The organism is Metasolibacillus meyeri (genome assembly GCF_003049505.1).
Lineage (GTDB): Bacteria > Bacillota > Bacilli > Bacillales_A > Planococcaceae > Metasolibacillus > Metasolibacillus meyeri.
Genome location: NZ_PYWN01000142.1, coordinates 1 through 20,320, shown reverse-complemented (window position 1 = coordinate 20,320; position 20,320 = coordinate 1). Strand labels below are relative to the sequence as shown.

Genomic DNA, 20,320 nt, shown 5'->3' with positions numbered 1-20,320 from the left:
GCTGGAGCTATTTGAAAAGGGATTCCCTTATCAGATAGCTCCTATTTTCAATGAATAAAGTAAAATATCGTACTTCAATCTCAAAGGGAAGTTATGAAATATTTTTAAAAATCAAGAGGTATGGAAAGACTGCTATCAAAGCGTTCTTAACGCATTTTTTATCTTGTATTAAGGTAGTAAGGCATCTGTTTCAAAACTTGAAGCCAAGAAAGTCACGGTAGAAGAGAATAAACTGTAAAATGGTCATGTTCTTCAATCAACAGCTTGTTGGAAATGAAGAAAATCTCTTCATATTGAAGTTTCATTTTATCTTAAGTATTTTTTCTTGTGAGATAGCTAGTTGTCATGTAGCATAGGGAATGACTTAAGAAAGAAAAGGTGAAGTACTGTGGCAAACATCAATCAATTACAACAAGCAATGCAAGATGGGGATTTGCAAAAAATTGACCAGTTGCTAGAGCCATTTTTAATGAATGCAGAGCCAAATGAGCAATATGAAATGGCGGAGTTGTTTATGCATTACGGCTATTTACAGCAAGCGAACAGAGTATTTGAGCATTTGCAGTTTTTATTTCCTGAAGAAGCACAGTTAATTATTGACCGTGCGAATGTCATGATGGAAATTGGTGAGGAAGACGAGGCTTTGGAGTTACTTTTGTCGGTTGATACAGAAGCAGCAGAATATCCACAAGTGCTGCTTGCGCTAGCTGATTATTATCAAATGCAAGGTTTATTTGAAGTGGCGGAAAAGCGAATCAATGAGGCGGTAGAGCTCTTGCCAAATGAGCCACTATTACAATTTGCGAAGGCAGAACTACTGTTTGAAATCGGTCGTTTTACAGAAGCTGCACGTATTTACGAGGAATTGTATCTAGCAGATAAAAACTTTGCTGGCGTCTCGTTAGCATCTCGTTTAGCTGAAGTATACCGCGCAGGCGCAGGCTATGAAAAAGCGCTTGATTATTACATGGAGGCGCTGGAGGATGAAGTTTCACCAGATATGTTATTTGGCTCGGCATATGCAGCGTTCCAAATAGAAAAATATGAACTAGCGACGAAACAGCTCGAAGATTTAAAAGAACTTGATCCCGATTATTTTGCAGCATATTTGTTGTTGGCGGAAAGCTATGCGATGATAGAGGATAACAAAAGTGCATATAAGGCGATTCAAGAAGGGCTAGCACGTGATGAATATGACAAGGCACTCTATTTATTTGCAGGGAAAATTGCGCTGAAAAATAATTTACCAAACGAGGCAATCGGTCATTTACAGCAGGCGATTGCATTAGACCCTGAATATATGGAAGCCTTGCTAGTGCTGATGTCGATTTACAGTAAAGAAGAGCAGTATGAGGCAATTATCGAATTATATGAGCAGCTAGAGCAAGAGCAATTCGATTGGACAGCTTTAGCACCATTTGTTGCGGAAGCTTATAATCAGGATGAACAGTTCGAAAAAGCATACGTTATTTATAAGAAAGCATATAATGATTTTAAGGATGATGAAGCATTTTTAGAAGCGTATAGTTATTTTCTAATTGAAGATGGCAAACGTGATGAAGCAAAAGAAGTTGTGATGACATTAATGACATTACAACCTACAGAACAACAATGGATTGATTTATACGAAAGCTTTGAGTAAAGGGGGCAGTGTAGCATGGCATCATCCGTCCCAATTGCAGAGAAAAAGATATTTGTGCGATGGTTTTTGAAAAATTATCAATTGAAGCGTAGGGAATGTGTGTGGATTTTAAATTACTTATTAAGCGATGAAAAACTGCTAGAAAATGTTTGCTTTGTGGAAGAAGCACATTACTGCCCACGTGCAATTGTAATGTCCTCTGTTGAAAGTAACGGCGTCCCGTTTCGTTTCTATAAAGGCAATATTATGACGGCAGATGCAGAAAAATCATTTCATGATTTGCGTTTAAATCCAGATGAAGTGATGTATATTCAAATAAATTTCCCAAATATTCCACCGCATCAAGTATATTTAGCTGTGTTAGAGGAGAATCCTTATATGCCGAAGTATTTGCATATTAGCGAGAAAGATCGAATTTTAGCGGAACAATTGCTGAAAGATAGCATGCGTGCCTTTCAGGAGGAAAAGCTTTTAAAGGAAATTGATGAGGCCTTGGACCAAGGAGACAAAAATCGATTTTTCGAACTTTCAAGCTTACTACAAGCATTACAACACGTGCAGAAATAGGGAGGGATGTGTCTGGAGATTTATTTTGAGACACATCCCTTGCGACCACCGCAGGAGCACCTGTTTTATAGGTGGAAAATGGCTAACAGTTTGAATGGCTGAAAAAGCTTTTTCAGAAAGATTCATTGTGCGAAAGCAGAGCGATAGCAACAGGCTTTTATTGTGCGAAAGCGAAGCGACAGCAACAAAAGATTTTTATATTGAAAGTGAAGTGCTAAACTCAACGATTTTAGGTAAATAATGAATATAACAGTTTATCTGAAAATTTATTTTGAGACATATCCTTTACGACCATCACAGGAGCACATCGTTGTTAACAACTAACTATAGCAGTTTGGGTTATTTGAAAAGACATTGTCTTTTCAAATAACCCCCATGTTTCAATTTAGGAGGAAGTAAAGTGTTTTTTAATGCGAAAGATGTAGAACAATTTCAAGCACACCAGCAATTTATTGATACAGCCGTTGTCCCATTATTAAATATGGACTTAGCGCAGCAAAAAATAAGACATAGTAGTTCGCAGGCAGAATTTTTAATGTCTTTAACAGCATTTATTGAGCATCAGTTCAAAGGCAGACTGATGCTTATTCCACCAATTACGTATTTAGAGCAGATGCCACAGCAGGTCGATCTTGCAGTCTGGAAAGAAGCACTTGAGAATGCAGGCTTTAAGCATATTATCTTTGCTACATGTGATCACCATTGGACAAGCATGCAAGCGGACTATAATATCATTTGGCTACCTGCGATTCCTTTAGAATCAATGGATGCAAGTATGAAGCAAAAAATTTTAGAAGACCAATTAAAGTTAGTTATTCCGAGTTTAACAAAAGAATGGACAGGGTATTAATACTAGATATAGCTTGTTAAATGGTTATAAGTTCATTTAACTTTGCTTCTGTATCAACGGGCTGTAAGACGCCCATTTTAAAAGGATAGATAGCAGTTGTGAAGTTAATAGTTCTTTTGAGGGATGAAGAAAATAGAGGTTTACTTTGTCAAGAATGCTCAAACTTGCTGATTTTAACTACAGCCATTATTTTAAATGGACAACCATGCCAAATAACCAGTCGTTATTTGGCATGTCGGCAGTGTATCGTAGAATCAGTGGTTTCTGTGCGAAATAATACTTCATGTACCGAAACGTGGCATTAGAAATGTTATTTCTAAATAATTCCATTCACTTCATGGAATGTTCACAAACTGTCGAAATTGACCGAATGCTGTATTGACCAACTTATTTTATTGATATATCATAGATATGTCCTAGTATTACTATTTGTAAAAGTATTGACCTTTTAGTTAGAGGGGGGAAAAGAGTGAGTAAAAATCGAGTAACGCGACGTCAGTTTTTAAACTACACTTTAACGGGTGTTGGTGGATTTATGGCGGCGGGCATGTTAATGCCGATGGTACGTTTTGCAATTGATCCGGTATTACAAACAAAAGCAGATGGTGACTTTATTTTAACGAGCCAAAAAATTGCTGATATTACAGAAGAGCCTGTTAATGTAAGCTTTACATTCGAGCAAGTTGACGCATGGTATAAATCTGATGTTACAGATGCAGCATGGGTGTATAAAAGCGGTGATGAAATTGTTGCCTTATCGCCTGTATGTAAACATTTAGGTTGTACAGTTAACTGGGCTAGTGATTCAGCGCACCCAGACCAATTCTATTGTGCTTGTCACGCTGGCCGTTATGAGAAAAATGGTCAAAACGTAGCAGGTACACCACCTCTTGGCCCATTAGACCAATATGAAGTGGCAGAAAAAGATGGCTTTTTAATGCTTGGGAAAAAGATTTCAAATACTTTCAGTTAATTAGTTAGAGGGGGTACGTTATAAGTGCTAAACAAAATTTATGATTGGGTCGATGAGCGCTTAGATATTACACCTATTTGGCGTGATATTGCCGACCATGAAGTGCCAGAGCACGTAAACCCTGCCCATCACTTTTCAGCATTTGTTTACTGTTTCGGTGGATTAACATTCTTCATCACAGTAATTCAGGTTTTATCTGGTATGTTCTTAACAATGTACTATGTACCGGACGTAGAAAATGCTTGGAAATCAGTTTATTATTTACAAAACGAAGTAGCGTTTGGTGAAATCGTTCGTGGTATGCACCACTGGGGAGCTTCATTAGTTATCGTAATGATGTTCTTACATACGCTTCGTGTATTCTTCACAGGTTCTTATAAAAAGCCTCGTGAATTAAACTGGATTGTTGGTGTAGGTATTTTTGGTGTAATGCTTGGGTTAGGTTTCACAGGTTATTTACTTCCTTGGGACATGAAAGCATTGTTTGCAACAAAAGTAGGGATTGAAATCGCAGCATCTGTACCATTTATTGGTGATATGATTAAAGTTTTATTAGCAGGTGATGCTGAAATTCTAGGTGCACAAACGTTAACACGTTTCTTCGCGATTCATGTATTCTTCTTACCTGCTGCATTATTTGCTTTACTTGCAGCACACTTTATCATGATTCGTCGTCAAGGTATTTCAGGACCACTTTGATTTAACAATGTTTGAATGACTTTTTAAGGAGGGGACACTATGCAACGCGGAAAAGGTATGAAGTTCGTCGGCGATTCACGTATTAAAGCGAATCATCGTATGCCGAACAAGCCTAAAGATTATTCCGAGTATCCAGGGAAAACAGAAGCTTTCTGGCCGGATTTCTTATTAAAAGAATGGATGGTAGGTGCTGTATTCTTAATCGGTTACCTATTATTAACTGTCGCTCACCCTTCACCACTTGAAGGTCCGGCAGATCCAACTAACGCTTCTTATATTCCGTTACCGGACTGGTACTTCTTATTTATGTACCAATTATTAAAATACACATACGCTTCAGGTCCATACAATGTGATTGGAGCTATTATTATTCCAGGTTTAGCATTCGGTGCTTTAGCGCTTGTACCATTCTTGGATACAACGCCAGAGCGTCGTCCATCTAAACGTCCATTACCAACAGCATTCATGTTATTAGCTGTTGCGTCAATGATTTATTTAACATGGGAATCTGTTGCTAACCATGACTGGGAAGCTGCTAAAGCTCAAGGTGTAATTACAGATAAACATTTAGGCTTGTTACCTGATATAGAGATTGATGAAAGCTCTCCAGGTTATGAAATTTACGTTTCACAAGCATCTTGTATCGGTTGTCACGGCGATGATTTAGCAGGTGGCACAGGTGCACCAATGTTATTAGGTAATGAACTAACTGCTGAGGAAGTTCACGATGTAATCGCAAATGGTCGTGGCGGTATGCCAGGTGGCTTATTTGATGGAACAGAGGAAGAACTTCAAGTGTTAGCAGAATTCATTGCTAGCTTAAAAGAAGAGAAGTAATTCAAAAAGAGAGTCAGAATGCTGACTCTCTTTTTTTCAATAATAAGAAAGGGGCTTCATATGCAGCAACTGTTTTTTCAATGTTGGCATATACTTACAAATAAAGTATTTTTAATTTTATTGTTAATTATTAATATTCTAGGTACAATTTACGGCTATTATTGGTATGGTTATCAGCTATCAACAACGGAACCAATCTTTTATATTTTTGTTCCTGATAGTCCAACTGCTAGTTTATTTTTCTGTTTTGCTATTATCGGGTGGTTATTAGGAAAACATTTCAAATTGATGGAAGTATTAGCGCTCATTACTTTAATTAAATATGGACTTTGGGCTGTTGTGATGAATTTATTAACGCTCGTTGAAACAGGCTATATTGGTGAGGTAGGCTGGATGCTTGTATTTTCTCATTTTATGATGGCAGTGCAGGCAGTTCTTTATATACCAAAATATCGCTTCCATTTTTGGCATATTGCCGTAGCAGCTATTTGGACATTGCACAATGATGTGATCGATTACGTATTTGGACAAATGCCTTATTATGGGATTATAGATCAATTTGCTAGTCAAATTGGCTATTTTACATTTTGGTTATCCATTGCTTGCATTATAATTGCTTACTTTGTATATAGAAGGGGTAATTGTTTGCATGAACTGTGAAAACTCATTAAAATAGTATGTGGAAATAAAGATAGAGGGGAAGAGAGCAAAAAATATGACAATGTATATTATTTATTTCGCGATTGTGTTAATTTTACCAATTTACGCACAAATGAAAGTAAAAAGCACCTATAAAAAGTTTGCGAAAGTACCCGCTGCTAAAGGGATGACTGGTGCTCAAGTAGCACGTATGATTTTAGATCAGCATGGTTTGACTGATGTTCGTGTTGTACCAACGCAAGGCGTTTTATCTGACCATTATAATCCAGCAACGAAAACAGTAGCATTATCTGAGGATAATTACTACAATACATCAATTGCAGGTACAGCGGTTGCAGCACATGAAGTAGGTCACGCGATTCAACATAAAGAAGCATATTCATTTTTAACGTTGCGTGCAAAACTAGTACCAGTAGCAAATATTTCATCAAATGCTTCTTGGATATTTGTATTAATCGGTATTTTTGCACAACAATCTGGTTTCCTATTATTAGGGATTGCCCTTTTAGCTGCTGGTGTTGTATTCCAAATTGTTACATTGCCAGTAGAGTTTGATGCATCGAAGCGAGCGATGAATGAAGTTGTTTCACTTGGTATTATCGGCAATAATGAAGAGCGCTCTGCAAAAAAAGTTTTAAATGCAGCAGCAATGACATATGTAGCAGCTGCGGCTGTAGCCGTGTTAGAGCTATTACGTTTAGCTTTAATTTATGTAGGTATGCGTTCAGATGACTAATAAAAAATGTAGGTGCGAAAAATGCACCTACATTTTTTTTATGAATCAGCTAAAGTTGCTGCTGACTTGTTGGAGGGACTTTTTAATGTAGTGGCTGTTTTTTATCATCCAGTGTAAAGCCTTCACCAGCAACGTCGCGCACATCTAAAATGGAGACGAATGCGTGTGGATCAACTTCATGAATAATGGATTTCAAACGAACGATTTCATTGCGCCCTACAACGCAATAAATCACATCTTTCTGTTCTTTTGTAAAGTAGCCATGTCCATTAATAAATGTGACACCGCGCTCCATTTTTTCTGCAATAATCGCTGCAATGGCATCTGTCTGAGGAGAAATAATAATAGCTCCTTTGGCAGAATAGGCACCATCCTGTACAAAATCAATAACGCGTCCACCGACATATACGGCAACAAGCGTATACATCATGGAGCGAGCATCTAAAAATGTTAGCCATGATAATAAAATAACGACTGCGTCAAAGGCGAACATGGTTTTACCCATAGACCAACCTAAGTATTTATTAACAAGCCTTGCGGCAATGTCGACACCGCCTGTCGTTCCCCCATAGCGAAAGACAATCCCTAATCCTAAGCCAACAAATACCCCAGCAAAAAGTGAAACGAGTAATAAATCATCTTGCAAGTTCATTTGAAATTCGTATATTTGGAAAAGCTTTAAAAACAATGAAACAGATACAGTCCCAACTAGCGTATAAATTAAAGACTTTTTCCCAAGTAAACGCCAGCCGATGATAAACATAGGTATGTTTAGTAGTAAGTTTAATAAAGCGGGATCCCAATTTAATGTGAAATATAAAATAAGTGTAATACCGCTAAAACCGCCTTCACCTAATTGGTTTTGCATATTAAAATGGACAAAACCAAAGCTAAACAGGGCGGTTCCTATCATAATCCCAATAATGTTTCGAATCTTGATGCCTTTCATCTTGTTCCTCCGTTACATGCGCGAATTTTCTACTTTATGCGCAAAAATTTGCATTTTCTGCATAGCTTTTATTATGTTTCATTTTTGATGTTTTGACAATACGAAGTGAAATCTATAAATTAAAGAGTAAGGAGTGATACGATGACAACAGAAATAACAATGCAACAATTACAACAACGCGTTGATGATTATATCGGGCAATTCAAGGAAGGCTATTTCCCTCCTTTTGAGCTATTGGCACGATTGACGGAAGAGTTAGGTGAGCTATCGCGCGAAGTACAGGATGTGTATGGGCAGAAAAAGAAAAAGGCGACGGAAGATAAAGGCAGTATTGAAGAAGAGCTTGGAGACTTTTTCTTCGTTCTTGTATGCTTTGCTAATGCACAAGGAATCAAGCTAGATGAGGCACTTTTACGCGTTCTTCATAAATTTGAAACGCGCGATAAAGATCGCTGGACGAGAAAGGACGAGCAAAAATGATTAAAGTAGCAATTGCAGGTGCGCGTGGGAAAATGGGGATAGCGGCTGTGCAAACAATGATGAAGCGTAACGGCTTGGAGCTAGTTGCCGCACTTGATTATAAGGAAGTTGGGGCAACATTGGGTGAGCTAGAGCTATTTCCTAGCGATTATCAAGTGCCCATTTTCACAAGTTTTGAGGAGCTAGTTGCGCAGACGAAGCCAGATGTTTTAATTGACTTAACGAACCCACAGTCTGTGTATGAGCATACGAAGCAAGCGTTATTACATAAAGTACGTCCTGTTATTGGGACGACAGGTTTTACAGATGAGCAATTAGATGAACTAACACAGCTTGCACAGGAGCAAAAGGTCGGCTGTATTATCGCACCGAATTTTGCATTAGGTGCCGTATTAATGATGAAGTTTGCGAAAGAAGCAGCCAAATATTTCGATGATGTAGAAATTATTGAAATGCATCATGATAAAAAGTTGGATGCGCCAAGTGGTACAGGTGTGAAAACAGCACAAATGATTGCGGAAGTACGCCAAGCGAAAGTACAAGGGCATCCAGATGAACATGAAACGATTGCCGGCTCGCGTGGCGGCGATTTTGATGGTATGCGCATCCACTCTGTACGTTTGCCAGGACTTGTTGCACACCAGCAAGTATTATTTGGTGGAGAAGGGCAACTGTTAACGATTCGTCATGATTCATTAAACCGTGAGTCATTTATGAATGGCATCGTGTTCTGTGTTGAAACGGTAGTAGGTATTGAGCATCTCGTATATGGGCTTGAAAATATATTATAGAAATGGGCTGACATTTGATGAAAATTGCATTAATCGCGCATGACCGAAAAAAGGATGATTTAGTTCAATTTGCAACTGCCTATCAAGATATATTAGCACAGCATGATTTGTATGCTACAGGAACAACAGGGTCACGCGTACAAGAGGCGACAGGCTTAACCATTACACGCTTTCGCTCAGGTCCTTTAGGAGGCGACCAGCAGATTGGTTCGATGATTGCAAATAATGATATGGATATGGTGTTTTTCTTCCGTGATCCGTTAACAGCACAGCCGCATGAGCCAGATGTGACAGCCTTGGTGCGTTTATGTGATGTGTATCATATTCCACTTGCGACGAATATGGGGACGGCTGAAATTTTATTGAAGGGCTTGCAAAAAGGCTTAGTCGATTGGCGCTTAAATGCCGAGCGTAGGCAGTAAGTATGTTAGATATGGAGGGGTACAATGAAAAAGCTAAAAATTGGTATTACATGCTATCCGACGGTTGGAGGCTCTGGCGTTATCGCAACAGAGCTTGGGAAGATGCTAGCGGAGCGTGGCCATGAAATTCATTTTATTACATCGAGCGTACCTTTTCGTTTAAATAAAATTTATTCAAATATTTTCTTTCACGAAGTAGAAGTAAACAATTACTCTGTTTTTCAATATCCACCATACGATATTGCTTTAGCAAGTAAAATGGCCGATGTTATACAAAATGAGGAATTAGATATTTTACATGTTCATTATGCCGTGCCACATGCCGTTTGTGCAGTGCTAGCAAAGGCAATGGCCAAAAAAGATGTGCAGATTGTTACAACATTGCATGGAACGGATATAACTGTTTTAGGACAGGATTCGGGCTTGACGCAGGCGATTAAATACGGCATTGAGCAATCAGACATTGTAACGACGGTTTCCAATGCCTTAAAAGAGCAAACGTATGAATTAATTGATACAACGAAGCCAATTGAAACGGTTTATAATTTTGTTGATGAAGCTATTTTTAAGCCATTAAATGCGGATTATTTAAAGGAACAGTTTGGTATTCAACCACATGAAAAAGTGTTAATTCACGTTTCAAACTTCAGGAAAATCAAAAATCTACCAGATGTCATTGACTCATTTATGAAAGTGCGTGCGCAAATCGAGGCAAAGCTCATTCTTGTCGGAGATGGACCTGAAAAGCATCGCGTAATGGAGCAAGTAAAATGTTCGCCATATAGTGAGGATGTTTTATTTTTAGGAAAGCAGGAAAACATCGCTGAACTATATGCGATTAGCGATTTGAAGCTATTATTATCTGAAAAAGAATCATTTGGTTTAGTATTACTCGAAGCAATGGCATGTGGTGTCCCTGGCATCGGTACGACGATTGGTGGCATTCCAGAAGTCATCGAGCATGGTAAAAATGGCTACCTTGTTGCATTGCATGATACGGAGACAGTCGCTGCTTATGTGCTGTCATTATTACAAGACGACGATAAGCTACAACGGTTCCGTATTGCTGCAATTGAAACAGCACAAGTGAAATTCCAGTCAGAAAAGATTATTGCACAATATGAAGACTTATATGCACGTTTGTTAGGTATAGCAATATGATGTGGGAAGCAGCAAAGCGAGTAATTGAAAAAATAGAGCAAGCGGGCTTTGAAGCCGCTTTTGTAGGCGGTGTCGTGCGTGATTTTATTATTGGAAAGCCCAATAATGATGTAGATGTGGCAACAAGCGCCTTACCAGCAGAAGTAAAAGCCATTTTTCAGCACACGATTGATGTTGGCATTGAGCATGGCACAGTGCTCGTACTAGATGAAGGTGAGCCAATTGAGGTGACGACCTATCGAACAGATGGGCTTTATACAGATCATCGTAGGCCGGATGAAGTCACATTTGTCCGCACGTTAAAGGAAGATTTAGCGCGGCGTGATTTTACGATGAATGCAATGGCGATGACGCGTACTGGTACGATTATTGATTTATATAATGGGCAAGAAGATATTCAAAATAAAGTAATTCGAGCAGTTGGATATGCAGAGCAACGTTTTCAAGAAGATGCATTACGCATGATAAGAGCCATTCGCTTTAGCGCACAGCTCGGCTTTACAATTGAGTTTGAAACAATGTCTGCCATCAAGACATTAGCCGAGCAAATTCAATATGTGGCGAAGGAGCGCGTCCATGCGGAGTTTAACAAAATGTGGGTCAGTCGTTTTCCTGCACAGGGGATGGCGATGCTTGAACAAACGACATTGAGCCAGTATTTACAAGGTTCATTTATAGCAGAAGATTGGCATAACTTCCAAACGACCAATCCACTCGTAGGCTGGGCATATTTTTACGTATTGAACGAGCGGGAGTCCTTCTTTTCTTATTATAAATGTTCCAATAAAGAAAAAGTATTTGCTAAGCAAGTGGCAGAGGCTTATAGTAAGCTGCAAGAAGGCTGGCAAGTGCACGATTATTTTCATTATGAGCTAGAAGTGTTGGAAGCAGCTTTTCATATTGCTGAATGGCGTGGGCAGGCAGTTGCTTTTTCAGTGCATGAAATTGCTGCTCGAAAAGCAGCGTTGCCAATTGCTACAATACAACAGCTCGCTATAAGCGGGCGCGATTTAATGGAATGGGCACAAACAAAAGGTGGGGCATGGTTAAAGGAAGCATTACATGCAGCCCTACTTGCTGTATTAACAAAGCAAGTAGAAAATAATAAAGAGCAATTAAAGGAATGGTTTCATGACATCTATAAAGGATAAAATATTGCAGCGCTTTTTAGAAGCGGGGGGTGAGCCAATCAGTGGACAGCAATTAGCGGATGAGCTACTTGTATCAAGAACGGCTATTTGGAAACATATGAAAGCACTCCAGCAAGATGGCTATACATTTGATACTGTAAAGAAAAAAGGCTATCGACTCCTTGCGAAATCAAATAAGCTTGATGAGGTGCAAATTGCAACTCATTTAACGACGGCTCGCTACGGCCATAAAATCCATCATTATGATGAGGTAGATTCAACGCAAATTGTCGCACATGAATTGATTCGTAGTGGGACAGCAGATGGTACTGTCGTTATTGCAGAGACGCAAACAGCGGGACGTGGGCGTATGCAGCGTCCTTGGGATTCGGCACAAGGGCGAGGTGTTTGGATGACGATTATTATTCGTCCAAACATCTTACCACATCAAGCACCACAATTTACACTTGTTACGGCTGTAGCACTTATTCATGCCATGCGTGAAGTATGTCAAAACTTCACACCGTCAATTAAATGGCCGAATGATATTTTAATCAACGGCAAAAAATGCGCAGGCATTTTAACAGAAATGGTGGCAGAGGCTGATCGCATACAAGCGTTGTTGATTGGAACAGGGATTAACGTTAATCAAGAACAAGGTGATTTTCCAGAGGAGTTACACCACATTGCGACATCAATGGCCATTGAAGAGAGTGAGAAAATCGACCGTGCGCTATTCGTCGCTAAATACCTCGGTTATTTAGAGCAATTTAGTGATATTTATGTAAAGGAAGGCTTCGCACCAATTAAAACATTGTGGGAAGAGGCTTCTAGCACGATTGGTAAGCATGTACGCGCAACGACATTGCGTGAGGTCATTGAAGGTGAGGCAATCGGCATCACGGAAGTAGGCGTACTAGAAATCCGCACAGCTACAGGCGAAATCAAAAGTGTCTACTCAGCTGATATTGAAGTACAGTAGGTAAATCTTCGTGTCATTCGCAGATATATCGGGAAAACCGCAGATAAAGCGTTAGAAAGCGCAGATATCCTGAGAAATTCGCAGATAAAGCATAAGAAAGCGCAGATATGTTGGGAAATTCGCAGATAAAGCGTGAGAAACGCAGATATGTCGGGAAATTCGCAGATAAAGCGTGGGAAACGCAGATATCCTGAGAAATTCGCAGATATCTTGAGCAATCCGCAGATAAAACGTGGGAAAGCGCAGATATCTTGAGCAATTCGCAGATAAAACATGGAAAACCGCAGATATCCGGGGAAACAGCCAATAAATCAAAGAAACTCATTTATAACTCATGATCAATCCGCAAATGCCCTAAGGAAATTCCACATAATTCAAAGAAAAATGTCAAAACATTGTACTGTACGTTTTTCTCAAAACTTGTTATAGTATGGCTAAGGACAGTATCTGCATAGAACTGTACCGGCAACACACAATAACAATAAAAGTCTGCCTTGATCTAATTTAGACAGGGACGGGAGAAAACGAAAGCGTTCACAATGAGTTCAACGCAATCCTTCTGTCCATTTTTGGATAGAAGGATTTTTTATTTTGATGCAGTAGGGCTCGTTCATCTTGATTAAGAGGTGAAAAGGATGCTTCATTCAAGAGCCTATTTACTAAATCAAAATAAAGCCTCTGGTGGCTCTCAAGGATTTTGAATGCAGGTCAGTTAAGTCTTAACGCCTTTAGGTTAACTTCTACTAAGAGCTTGCTCGAAAAATCTGGACTAAAGTTAGCCGAGGCGTAATTGATGTTTTCTTCTCATACAAAAAGGAGGATGCATATGAAGACAACGAGTGATTTTTTGAAAATGAAGCAGCAAGGTGAGAAAATCGTGATGATTACAGCATACGATTACCCGAATGCTAAGTTTTCGGAGGATGCAGCAGTTGATATGATTTTAGTTGGTGATTCTTTAGGAATGGTGGTACTTGGTTATGAGTCGACGATGCGTGTAACGGTGAAGGATATGATTCATCACGGTAAAGCAGTACGTCGCGGTGCACCAAATACCTTTATCGTCGTGGATATGCCATTTGGTACGTATCATGGCGATGTAAACGACACATTAAAAACGGCTGTGCGCATGATGCAGGAAACGAATGCTAATGCATTAAAGCTTGAAGGGGCTGGCGATGTCATTCCTGTTATCAAAAAGCTAACGGATGCAGGTATTCCTGTCGTCGCACATTTAGGCTTACTGCCACAATCAGCAGGTGTGCTTGGTGGCTACAAAGTACAAGGAAAAACAGCGGAGCAAGCACAGCAGCTGATTCAAGATGCAAAAGCTTGTGAAGAGGCAGGGGCAGCGGCGGTTGTATTAGAATGTATTCCACATCAATTGACAGAAGCAGTGTCAGAAACTTTAACGATTCCAACAATCGGTATTGGAGCAGGTGTGGAAGCAGATGGACAAGTGCTTGTATTCCATGATTTATTGCAATACGGCAAGCATCATATTCCGAAATTCGTCAAAGCATTTGCGCATGTAGGTGATGAAGTCGAGCATGGTATTACAAGTTATGTACGGGAAGTCAAAGCAGGCACATTTCCTGCCATACAGCATCAATTTACGATGAAAGATGAAGAGTTGAACCAGCTTTACGGAGGCGTTAAATAAATGAAAGTTGTTACAACGATTACTGAATTAAAGCAATTTGTCCAGCAAGCGAAAAAAGAGCAAAAGTCAATTGGCTTAGTCCCAACGATGGGCTATTTGCACGATGGACATTTAACGCTTGCTCGCACAGCAAAGGCAAATAATGATGTAGTCATTATGAGCATATTTGTCAACCCAACACAATTTGGGCCGAACGAAGATTTTGAATCCTATCCACGTGATTTACCGCGTGATACAGAACTTGCGCAGTCAGCAGATGTAGATTTAATTTTTGCGCCAAGCGTGGAAGAAATGTATCCAGCAGACGGCGGTATTAAGCTATTAGCAGGACGTCAAGCAACAATTTTATGCGGAGCAAGCCGTCCAGGGCATTTTGACGGCGTCGTGCAAGTCGTTGCAAAGCTGTTTCATTTAGCAGAGCCAACACGCGCTTATTTTGGGCAAAAGGATGCGCAGCAAGTGGCGATTATTGAAACGATGGTGCGTGATTTTAATTTTCCATTAGAAATACAAACGATTCCGATTGTTCGTGAAGAGGATGGGCTGGCAAAATCGAGTCGTAATGTTTATTTAACGGCGCAGGAGCGTGCAGAAGCACCGGCTATTTATGTGGCGCTAAATTTAGCGAAGGCACATTTTTTACAAACGAAAAATGCAGGGGAAGCCATTGCGCTTGCCGAGAAGCATATTGTAGAAAATACAGCGGGACGCATTGATTATTTACAGCTTTTAAGTTATCCTGATTTAGCAACAATTACAGCGCAAACAGAGAAATTTTTACTAGCGACAGCCGTTTATATTGGCAAAACGAGATTAATTGATAATTTAATTTTTTCACTAGAAGGGGAATAAAACAATGTTTCGCATGATGATGAATGGTAAAATCCACCGTGCACAAGTAACACAGGCGGATTTAAACTATGTTGGTTCAATTACAATTGATGAGGACATTTTAGATGCAGTCGGAATGCTGCCAAACGAAAAAGTGCATATCGTCAACAACAATAATGGTGCACGCTTTGAAACCTATATTATCGCAGGTGAGCGCGGCAGTGGCGTAATTTGTGTCAATGGTGCAGCAGCACGTCTTGTACAAAGAGGCGATATCGTCATTATTATTTCATACGTTTATGTAGATGCAAACGAAGCGCGTGACCATAAGCCAACTGTGGCGATTATGGGCGACAACAATACGATTAAGCAAATGATTAGCTACGAACCTGAAGCAACGGTGATGTAGACAAATAAAAGAGGTTTGAGCCTAGGCTCAAACCTCTTGTTTTATGAATTTGCTGCCCAAATTTCAATTTCGATTTTAATTTCTGGTAAGCCTAGTGCTGAAATATAGCCAATCGTCATGGCTGGATATTCTTTTGGGAAAAAAAGATCCCATTCCTCGTCAAAATAATCCCAATCAATCGGTTCGACCGCCCAAATATTTACTTTAATAATGTTTGTCGCATTTAAATTTTCTGCCTGTAAAGCTGACTGAATATTTTGGAAAGTATTGCGCACTTGCGCATTGAATGCTTTAGGTAAATGTCCTGCTATATCCGTACCAATTTGCCCTGACAGCACAAATAGCTCTGCGTTTCTTGGAATTTTCGTTATGTGCGTATAATTTCCAACTGGCTGTGGCATTGTTGCCGGATTTGTTCTCATAATTTTCTTCATTTTGCTCACCTCATCATTATATTGCTACTGCATTTTCTAAAAATGGGCACACTTCACCCGTTAAACGCTATTTTAGAAAAAAACAGCAGTTGAATACCCATATCCGCATGATAAAAACAGCAACATTTTTTTCTTCATAATATGGATACCCTCCTTAATAAAATAATGATAGTAATATCACTATTGTACTATTAAGTATGTTGTAATTGAAAGTATTTTTAATATTATTTCTTTCAAAAGCTATAAATATATGCTAGACTATAAATAATTTAAATTGAACGGAGGTGAAAAAGAATGATTCAAAACGCTATGACTACAGGTGTAAAAGTGGATACTGCAATGTACTTTGCACGTGTAATTACTTTTGATTTTGCGACTAACGGGATAAGTGCGCCCTTTTTTAAGCAAATCAAAATACGAAACGTAGCGGATTAACCATTCTTTTTCACAATCAGTGTAGGAAAAGACTGCATGTTAATGTGCAGTCTTTTTTTGACGTTCAAAATGCTTTTTCCGCGCGTTGTTGGAGGAATAACAATGCAAATTAAAGCAGAGAAAATTAATAAAACAATCGGAAGCAATGAGATTTTTACAGGATTACAATTGGAAGTAAATGCAGGAGAGCATATCGCCATCATTGGCCCAAATGGCTGTGGCAAAACGACGTTACTCGGTTTATTAGCTGGTGAGGATACACCAGATACTGGACGTATAATTAAAAGTAAAGATGCAACAATTGGTTATTTACATCAAATTCCAAGCTATCCAGCACATACGGTAAGAGCTGTGTTAGAGCAGGCTTTCGCAGCTATTTTTGCCTTGAAGGATAAAATGACGATGCTTGAGCAGCAAATGCAAGCTGGAGACGTTTCCACGAAGCTTTTACAGCAGTATGGGCAAGTGCAGGAGCAGTTTATCCAGCAAGGGGGCTATGAGCTTGATTCACAGCTAGCTGCAATTGCCAATGGCTTAGGTATTGATCAATTTTTAACACAGCCATTTGAAGTATTAAGTGGTGGCGAAAAAACAAAGGTTATGTTAGGTCAAATTTTATTGCAAAATCCATCAATCCTGTTATTAGATGAACCGACAAATCATTTAGATATGCAGGCAATTGAATGGCTTGAGGAGCATGTACGAAAATTTGAAGGCATTGTGATTGTTGTCTCACATGACCGTCAATTTATGAATCAGGTCGCGCAAAAAATTGTGGAGATAGAAGATGGAGAAGCCTATCTTTATCATGGCAACTATGATGCCTTTGCTGAGCAAAAGCAGGAAAAAATCGAGCAGCAATTTGCGCAATATGAGGAGCAACAGAAAAAAATAAAAAAAATGCAGGAAGCTATTAAACGTTTAAAGCAATGGGCGAATGAGGCGAACCCTCCGAGTGATAGCCTACATCGCCGCGCGAAAAGCATGGAAAAGGCATTAGCGCGAATGGAGCGTGTAAAAAAGCCAATCAATACGAAGAAGATGAATCTATCTTTAGCAATGGCGGAGCGCAGTGGCAAAGAAGTTGTAGCATTTGAACATATGACACATAGCTATGAGCGCCCATTATTTTGCGATAGTCATTTAGCAGTTTATTTTCAAGATCGGCTGGCAATTGTCGGTGGGAATGGTTGTGGCAAATCGACTTTATTAAAAATGGTGACAGGTGAAGTAATACCACAACAGGGGCTTTGTAAGCTTGGTAGCAATGTCAAAATTGGCTATTTGTCACAGCAATTTAATTACAGCGATACAGAAATGCGCGTAGTGGACGTCTTTCGTGATACAGTAGCCGTATCAGAGGCTGAGGCAAGGCATATTTTAGCTCAATTTTTATTTTATGGTTATGATGTGTTCAAAAAAATAAAAAATTTAAGTGGTGGCGAGAAAATGCGTTTACGCCTTGCACAGCTTATGCACGAAGAAATTAATTTACTGTTGCTAGATGAACCAACGAATCATTTGGATATTGAATCACGTGAAGTGCTAGAGGATACATTGGAATCCTTTGAAGGGACGATTATTGCCGTCTCACATGACCGCTATTTTTTACAAAAGTTATTTATGAAAATAGCATGGATTGAAAACCAGCAGCTCACAGTGTATGACGGAGATTATGAGTGGGCGAAGGGGAAACGCTCTTATCAAACAATCGAAAAAGTCCCAAGTGAGAAAGTGAAAAAGAAAAAACAACGCTCTACTTCAGAGCAAATTGAAAAATTAGAAATGAAACTAAAAGAGCCAACGCTTGCAACGATTCAGCGTGCAAAATTGGAGCAGCAGCTAGAAGCGTTATATGGGCAGTGGCTATTAGAGGAATAGGAGGTGAAAACCGCATGTGGTTATTATTTTTATAAGCCGATACGAGTGATGAAACGCTCGTATCGATAGTCACTATCGATGCGAAAAAGAACTTTTTTCGGAGGTAGTGCCAAATGGAACAATTACAATTTGAAATAAAACAAGTAACACATCATTATTTAGATAAGGAAGTTTTAAATATCCCGTATTTGGCTGTGCATCAGTTAGAACGTATTGGCGTTGTTGGGGACAATGGTGCGGGCAAAAGCACATTACTTAAGCTTCTTGCAGGGAAAATTTCTCCAACGTCTGGTCACGTCAAAAGCTTTGTCGATGCGCTTTATATGGATCAAATTGATTTGCAAGTAACAAATGCTATTGATTATGCGCTGCAAGGTAAGCTCAACATTCAAATGCAGCATGAGCATTTGAGTGGTGGTGAGCAAACGAGACGCAAACTAGCCGAACTTTTGTCAACATATGCTCCTTGCTATTTATTAGACGAGCCAACATCGCATTTAGATAGAGATGGCATTCAATTTTTAATTGATGAGCTAACCTATTATTATGGAACGCTGATTATCGTCAGCCATGACCGCACATTATTGGATGCCATTGTCGACACGATTTGGGAAGTAAGAGACGGAGCGGTACATGTTTATGCAGGTAACTACAGTGCTTATAAAGAGCAAAAGGAATTAGAGCGTCAGCAACAGCAGTATGCACATGAAGCCTATGTAAAGGAAAAAGGTCGGCTAGAAGCTGCCGCTGCAGAGAAAATGAAGCGAGCTGAGCAGATGGCACAGGCAAAAAACTTGTCGCGTAATGAGGCGAAAGCGAAGCCGAATCGCATGTTTGAAACAAAATCAAAAGCCTCTGGACAGAAGGCGTTGCACCGAGCCGCAAAGGCGATGGAAGAGCGCGGGCAGCAACTACAAGCAATAGAAAAGCCTGACGCGGAGCGCACGTTTCACTTTGCACAGAAGGCGATTTCAGAGCTGTATAATAAAGTGCCGATTTTAGCGAATGATTTTACATTAATGGCGGGAGAGAAACTATTACTGGAGGGCGTTTCCTTCCAAATTCGCCAAGGTCAAAAAATCGCGATAACAGGTGCAAATGGAAGTGGGAAAAGCACATTATTGAAAGCAATTGCAGAAGGTGCAGCAGGTATCGATACTTCACCAAAAGTGAAAATTGGTTATTTCAAGCAAATGAGCTATCAATTCAAGGAATCTCAAACATTGCTACAATTTATGAAGTCACAATCAACTTATGACGAAGGCTTTTTACGAAAAGTATTAGCTGCTATGCATTTTACACAAACAGATTTACGAAAAAGCGTTTGTGATTTAAGCGGTGGTGAGGCGATGCGCTTGCAGTTAGCTTTATTATTTGTCGGAGATTACAATGTATTATTGCTTGATGAACCGACGAATTTTTTAGATATTACATTGCTAGAAGCATTGGAGCAATTTATGTTAGGCTATCGAGGAACGGTCTTGATTGTTTCGCATGACGAGGCCTTTTTACAACAAATAACAACAGTACGCTATCATTTGGCGGAACAGAAATTGCTGTTGCAATAAGCAGAAGTGAGAATGGAATTCCTTTTCCATTCTCGCTTTTTTGTGTATACTATAGAAAAGCAATGGAAATGAGGAGCATATATGGAAAAAGTCACAAAAGGAATGTTAATTATAGTTTTATCCCGTATTAACAGGCTGTAAGACCCCCACATCAAAATAGTGAGTGGAAACGAAATAGTTAAGTGGGGAATCAACAGCCTGTAAAAACCCGATTGGTGAA

22 protein-coding genes are annotated in these 20,320 nt (G+C 39.4%); 20 read left to right on the top strand and 2 right to left on the bottom strand.

Annotation, left to right across the window (positions count from 1 at the left end):
- The first annotated feature begins 418 nt into the window (after window positions 1-418).
- The 8 genes from C9J34_RS17785 to C9J34_RS17750 all read left to right on the top strand — a co-directional run bounded on the left by C9J34_RS17785 (window position 419) and on the right by C9J34_RS17750 (window position 6,964).
- On the top strand, window positions 419-1,642 hold the full coding sequence (locus C9J34_RS17785; RefSeq protein WP_193769068.1) for a tetratricopeptide repeat protein: 1,224 nt from the start codon (window positions 419-421) through the stop codon (window positions 1,640-1,642).
- A gap of 15 nt (window positions 1,643-1,657) precedes the next feature.
- Window positions 1,658-2,209, top strand: a complete 552-nt coding sequence (locus C9J34_RS17780) for a ReoY family proteolytic degradation factor (RefSeq protein ID WP_107841522.1) — start codon at window positions 1,658-1,660, stop codon at window positions 2,207-2,209.
- Between the two features lie 400 nt (window positions 2,210-2,609).
- The gene (locus tag C9J34_RS17775; RefSeq protein ID WP_107841521.1) at window positions 2,610-3,059 is read left to right on the top strand and encodes a DUF2487 family protein; all 450 of its coding nucleotides are present in this window, start codon (window positions 2,610-2,612) and stop codon (window positions 3,057-3,059) included.
- Between the two features lie 469 nt (window positions 3,060-3,528).
- Complete coding sequence (locus tag C9J34_RS17770) at window positions 3,529-4,032, top strand: QcrA and Rieske domain-containing protein (RefSeq protein ID WP_107841520.1); 504 nt, start codon at window positions 3,529-3,531, stop codon at window positions 4,030-4,032.
- Window positions 4,033-4,056: 24 nt separating this feature from the next.
- Window positions 4,057-4,731, top strand: a complete 675-nt coding sequence (gene qcrB, locus C9J34_RS17765; RefSeq protein ID WP_107841519.1) for a menaquinol-cytochrome c reductase cytochrome b subunit — start codon at window positions 4,057-4,059, stop codon at window positions 4,729-4,731.
- Between the two features lie 39 nt (window positions 4,732-4,770).
- Entirely contained in the window at window positions 4,771-5,568 is a 798-nt protein-coding gene (locus C9J34_RS17760; RefSeq protein WP_107841518.1) for a menaquinol-cytochrome c reductase cytochrome b/c subunit, read from the top strand.
- Between the two features lie 60 nt (window positions 5,569-5,628).
- Window positions 5,629-6,228, top strand: a complete 600-nt coding sequence (gene lhaT / locus C9J34_RS17755; RefSeq protein ID WP_107841517.1) for a lipoprotein heptaprenylglyceryl N-acetyltransferase LhaT — start codon at window positions 5,629-5,631, stop codon at window positions 6,226-6,228.
- Between the two features lie 55 nt (window positions 6,229-6,283).
- Window positions 6,284-6,964: a zinc metallopeptidase gene (locus tag C9J34_RS17750; RefSeq protein WP_107841516.1), complete on the top strand. Its 681-nt coding sequence runs from the start codon at window positions 6,284-6,286 to the stop codon at window positions 6,962-6,964.
- 82 nt (window positions 6,965-7,046) lie between these two features.
- Here the strand turns inward: C9J34_RS17750 and C9J34_RS17745 are convergent, their stop codons facing one another.
- The gene (locus C9J34_RS17745) at window positions 7,047-7,913 is read right to left on the bottom strand and encodes a YitT family protein (RefSeq protein ID WP_107841515.1); all 867 of its coding nucleotides are present in this window, start codon (window positions 7,911-7,913) and stop codon (window positions 7,047-7,049) included.
- A gap of 141 nt (window positions 7,914-8,054) precedes the next feature.
- Between C9J34_RS17745 and C9J34_RS17740 the strand changes: the two genes are divergently transcribed.
- The 9 genes from C9J34_RS17740 (at window position 8,055) to panD (ending at window position 15,782) form a co-directional block, all read left to right on the top strand.
- Window positions 8,055-8,393, top strand: coding sequence for a nucleotide pyrophosphohydrolase (locus C9J34_RS17740; RefSeq protein ID WP_107841514.1), 339 nt, complete (start codon window positions 8,055-8,057; stop codon window positions 8,391-8,393).
- Window positions 8,390-9,184, top strand: a complete 795-nt coding sequence (dapB, locus tag C9J34_RS17735) for a 4-hydroxy-tetrahydrodipicolinate reductase (RefSeq protein WP_107841513.1) — start codon at window positions 8,390-8,392, stop codon at window positions 9,182-9,184. The genes C9J34_RS17740 and dapB overlap by 4 nt, the downstream gene beginning before the upstream one ends.
- Window positions 9,185-9,201: 17 nt before the next feature.
- The gene (gene mgsA, locus C9J34_RS17730) at window positions 9,202-9,606 is read left to right on the top strand and encodes a methylglyoxal synthase (protein WP_107841512.1); all 405 of its coding nucleotides are present in this window, start codon (window positions 9,202-9,204) and stop codon (window positions 9,604-9,606) included.
- 24 nt (window positions 9,607-9,630) lie between these two features.
- Entirely contained in the window at window positions 9,631-10,767 is a 1,137-nt protein-coding gene (bshA, locus tag C9J34_RS17725) for an N-acetyl-alpha-D-glucosaminyl L-malate synthase BshA (RefSeq protein ID WP_107841511.1), read from the top strand.
- Entirely contained in the window at window positions 10,764-11,918 is a 1,155-nt protein-coding gene (locus tag C9J34_RS17720) for a CCA tRNA nucleotidyltransferase (RefSeq protein ID WP_107841510.1), read from the top strand. The genes bshA and C9J34_RS17720 overlap by 4 nt, the downstream gene beginning before the upstream one ends.
- A complete protein-coding gene (locus tag C9J34_RS17715) occupies window positions 11,899-12,879 on the top strand; it encodes a biotin--[acetyl-CoA-carboxylase] ligase (protein WP_107841509.1) in 981 nt (326 codons plus the stop codon). Before C9J34_RS17720 ends, C9J34_RS17715 begins: the two co-directional genes overlap by 20 nt.
- A gap of 826 nt (window positions 12,880-13,705) precedes the next feature.
- The gene (gene panB, locus C9J34_RS17710; protein WP_107841508.1) at window positions 13,706-14,542 is read left to right on the top strand and encodes a 3-methyl-2-oxobutanoate hydroxymethyltransferase; all 837 of its coding nucleotides are present in this window, start codon (window positions 13,706-13,708) and stop codon (window positions 14,540-14,542) included.
- Window positions 14,543-15,394 (top strand): pantoate--beta-alanine ligase, encoded by an 852-nt coding sequence (gene panC, locus C9J34_RS17705; RefSeq protein WP_107841507.1) that lies wholly within the window; start codon window positions 14,543-14,545, stop codon window positions 15,392-15,394. It begins immediately after the preceding gene.
- 4 nt (window positions 15,395-15,398) lie between these two features.
- On the top strand, window positions 15,399-15,782 hold the full coding sequence (panD, locus tag C9J34_RS17700) for an aspartate 1-decarboxylase (RefSeq protein WP_107841506.1): 384 nt from the start codon (window positions 15,399-15,401) through the stop codon (window positions 15,780-15,782).
- A 41-nt stretch (window positions 15,783-15,823) separates the two neighbouring features.
- Here panD and C9J34_RS17695 read toward each other — a convergent pair whose 3' ends face one another.
- Window positions 15,824-16,216: a RidA family protein gene (locus C9J34_RS17695; protein WP_107841505.1), complete on the bottom strand. Its 393-nt coding sequence runs from the start codon at window positions 16,214-16,216 to the stop codon at window positions 15,824-15,826.
- Window positions 16,217-16,510: 294 nt separating this feature from the next.
- On the opposite strand from C9J34_RS17695, the gene C9J34_RS22095 reads away from it, so the two are divergent.
- From C9J34_RS22095 to abc-f (C9J34_RS17685), 3 genes are all read left to right on the top strand, one after another.
- A complete protein-coding gene (locus tag C9J34_RS22095) occupies window positions 16,511-16,651 on the top strand; it encodes an RAxF-45 family protein (protein WP_193769067.1) in 141 nt (46 codons plus the stop codon).
- Between the two features lie 102 nt (window positions 16,652-16,753).
- The gene (abc-f, locus tag C9J34_RS17690) at window positions 16,754-18,532 is read left to right on the top strand and encodes a ribosomal protection-like ABC-F family protein (RefSeq protein WP_107841504.1); all 1,779 of its coding nucleotides are present in this window, start codon (window positions 16,754-16,756) and stop codon (window positions 18,530-18,532) included.
- A gap of 113 nt (window positions 18,533-18,645) precedes the next feature.
- Window positions 18,646-20,100 carry a ribosomal protection-like ABC-F family protein gene (gene abc-f / locus C9J34_RS17685; protein ID WP_107841503.1) on the top strand — a complete coding sequence of 485 codons (1,455 nt, stop codon included), beginning with the start codon at window positions 18,646-18,648 and terminating at the stop codon, window positions 20,098-20,100.
- Window positions 20,101-20,320 lie beyond the last annotated feature (220 nt).